The sequence below is a fragment of the Flavihumibacter sp. CACIAM 22H1 genome, from assembly GCF_001601815.1.
Classification (GTDB): Bacteria; Bacteroidota; Bacteroidia; order Chitinophagales; family Chitinophagaceae; genus Flavihumibacter.
In genome coordinates, this window is sequence record NZ_LUKG01000039.1 from 13,541 (window position 1) to 15,827 (window position 2,287).

2 protein-coding genes, 1 tRNA gene and 1 pseudogene are annotated in these 2,287 nt (G+C 47.6%); 3 read left to right on the forward strand and 1 reads right to left on the reverse strand.

Annotation, left to right across the window (positions count from 1 at the left end; genetic code table 11):
* Positions 1–245: pseudogene (locus tag A1D16_RS12040) on the reverse strand (methyltransferase); the annotation flags it as partial.
* Positions 246–277: 32 nt separating this feature from the next.
* On the opposite strand from A1D16_RS12040, the gene A1D16_RS12045 reads away from it, so the two are divergent.
* The 3 genes from A1D16_RS12045 (at position 278) to A1D16_RS12055 (ending at position 2,108) form a co-directional block, all read left to right on the forward strand.
* Complete coding sequence (locus A1D16_RS12045; RefSeq protein WP_290709778.1) at positions 278–1,444, forward strand: hypothetical protein; 1,167 nt, start codon at positions 278–280, stop codon at positions 1,442–1,444.
* 48 nt (positions 1,445–1,492) lie between these two features.
* Positions 1,493–1,972, forward strand: coding sequence for a hypothetical protein (locus A1D16_RS12050; protein ID WP_290709780.1), 480 nt, complete (start codon positions 1,493–1,495; stop codon positions 1,970–1,972).
* 62 nt (positions 1,973–2,034) lie between these two features.
* Positions 2,035–2,108, forward strand: a tRNA-Met gene (locus A1D16_RS12055).
* The last annotated feature ends 179 nt before the right edge of the window (positions 2,109–2,287 follow it).

A 2,287-nucleotide genomic window follows, 5' to 3' on the forward strand; every position in this document is an offset into this window, starting at 1 on the left:
GCATAGCCCACCAGGTAATCGCGTTGCTCAATGCCGGTAAACTGCCCCTGCGGGCATTCTTTGGCTGCTGCCAGGCAAAACTTACCGGCTCCGCTGCCAATATCCAAAACTCGATCTCCGGCTGCTGTAACCAGGAATCTGGCAGCTTTCCGGGCTACCAGCAGCGGTGTCCAATGGCGCCTTGCCATTTGACACAACTCAACCGGGTAAAGCGTATGGAATGCCGGATCGTCTTTAAACCACATTTTACAAAGGTACGGAATCTATATTTTATGGAATGGAAGCCCGTTTCTTAAGTGTAGCAGGCGGTTATCAGCGGTTAGAATGCTTACCTTTAAGCATGTCTTTTTCCGGGTATATTACAGGGCCTTTATTGCGTAACCGACTGTTTTTTATGGTGTTGCTGGTTTCCTGTTCCGGTGCCGGTACATCGGTGCAGCAGCCGGATCTTATCAAAGGTGTGTATGGAAACCCTGCGGCGCTTTGGGAGGCGGGCTATGATTTTCCGGGGCTGGGTATTAATGCCGTATTTGTGCGGGCAATATCATTGTCGCCGGAATTTGTAAAACTCGCCCGAGCAGAGCAGGTAAAGGTTTTTGTTGAATTTCCGGTGTTAAATGGGAAAACTTACCTGCAAGCGCATCCCGAAGCCTGGCCTATTACTGCAAGCGGTGAGCGGGCAGAGCCGGCAGATTGGTTCATGGGTATTTGCCCAACGGATACGGCGTTTAAAAACCACCGGGTAAGGGAGTTGTCGGGCATTCTAACCGACTACTCGGTAGACGGGATTTTTCTCGACTATTTTCACTGGCATGCGCAATTTGAAACGCCTGCTCCGATTTTACCGGAAACCTGTTTTTGTAACCGTTGCATCGGTTTGTTTGAGCAATATGGGGCGCTCCGGGTGCCGGGCAGTTCCACGTCCGACAGGGCTGCATGGATCCTGGCAGAGCAGGATTCACTTTGGCGCAAATGGCGTTCTGCCGTTTTGTTGGATTGGGCCACCACGTTAAAGCAGGTTATCCAGGCAGATTCAGACAGCCTAATGATGGGAATTTTTCATTGTGGCTGGTTGCCACATGAACATAAGGGTGCCTTGTATAAAAACCTTGGCATTGATTTGCCGGCACTGGCAACGGTGGCGGATGTATTATCGCCTATGTTGTTTCATCAGATGAAAAATCGCCCGGTGAGCTGGGTGGCTGATTACATGGCCTGGCTGGGGCAGCAGCCCTGGGCCGGGGGGATTTCGGCTCCAAAATTCTGGCCTATTGTACAGGGGAATGATCAACCCTCGAAATTAAGCGCGGCATCTTTTGATACGGTGCTGAGAGCAGCGCTGAAGTACCCGTCCTCGGGGGTTATGCCTTTTTCCGCAGAATCAATTGCAGGTGATAGCGCCAAGCTGTCTGTATTGAGAAAACTGTATATAGCGAATCGATAAGAAAAAGGAAAGCGTATTTTGCAGTTTCTTATCCATTTAATTGATTTTATGCGCTTTAATGTATGGGTGTTTATACTGGTGGGATCTTTTCTGAATGCCTGCACCGCACCGGCTGGTAATAAGCAGGAACTGGAAACTTCCGTAACCAAGTCTTCTCCCTTAATCGGAACCTGGAAATTAGTATCCGGTACTACCATAAAAGGGAAGGATACAGTGGTTACGGATTATACCATTGGCCAGGAGATGATCAAGATTATCAGTCCTACACATTTTTCATTTCTACGGCACGATCTAAACAAAGGCAAAGACAGCCTTGCCTCTTATGCTGCCGGTGGTGGCAGGGTAAGAATAGGCGATAGTACTTACACAGAATACCTTGATTATTTCAATATCCGTGAATGGGAGGGCGGTGAATTTGTACTTGCCTATACAATTGCAGGTGACACACTTACCACTACTGGTGTAGAAAAAGTGGAAGCCCTGGGCGTGGACCATATAAATATAGAGAAGCTGGTACGGGTGAAATAATTTTGCAGGTATCCTGTAAACCTCTATTTTTGCGCTCCATTTGAGGCTATTTTGCTTCAAAAGGCGAGGTAGCTCAGCTGGTTAGAGCATCGGATTCATAACCCGAAGGTCGGCGGTTCAAGTCCGCTCCTCGCTACTTTAAGCCCGGTAATCCGGGCTTTTTTATGCCCGGAAAAAAAGCTGGCATGTAATCAGGAAAAAAAGCGACGCATTAAATAAATAGTCCGAACTTTTCAATAATAAAAAATGATTATATGAATACCCGCAAATTTTTACTGGTTTTTTGCCTGCTTATTGGTCTGCATGGTTTTACAC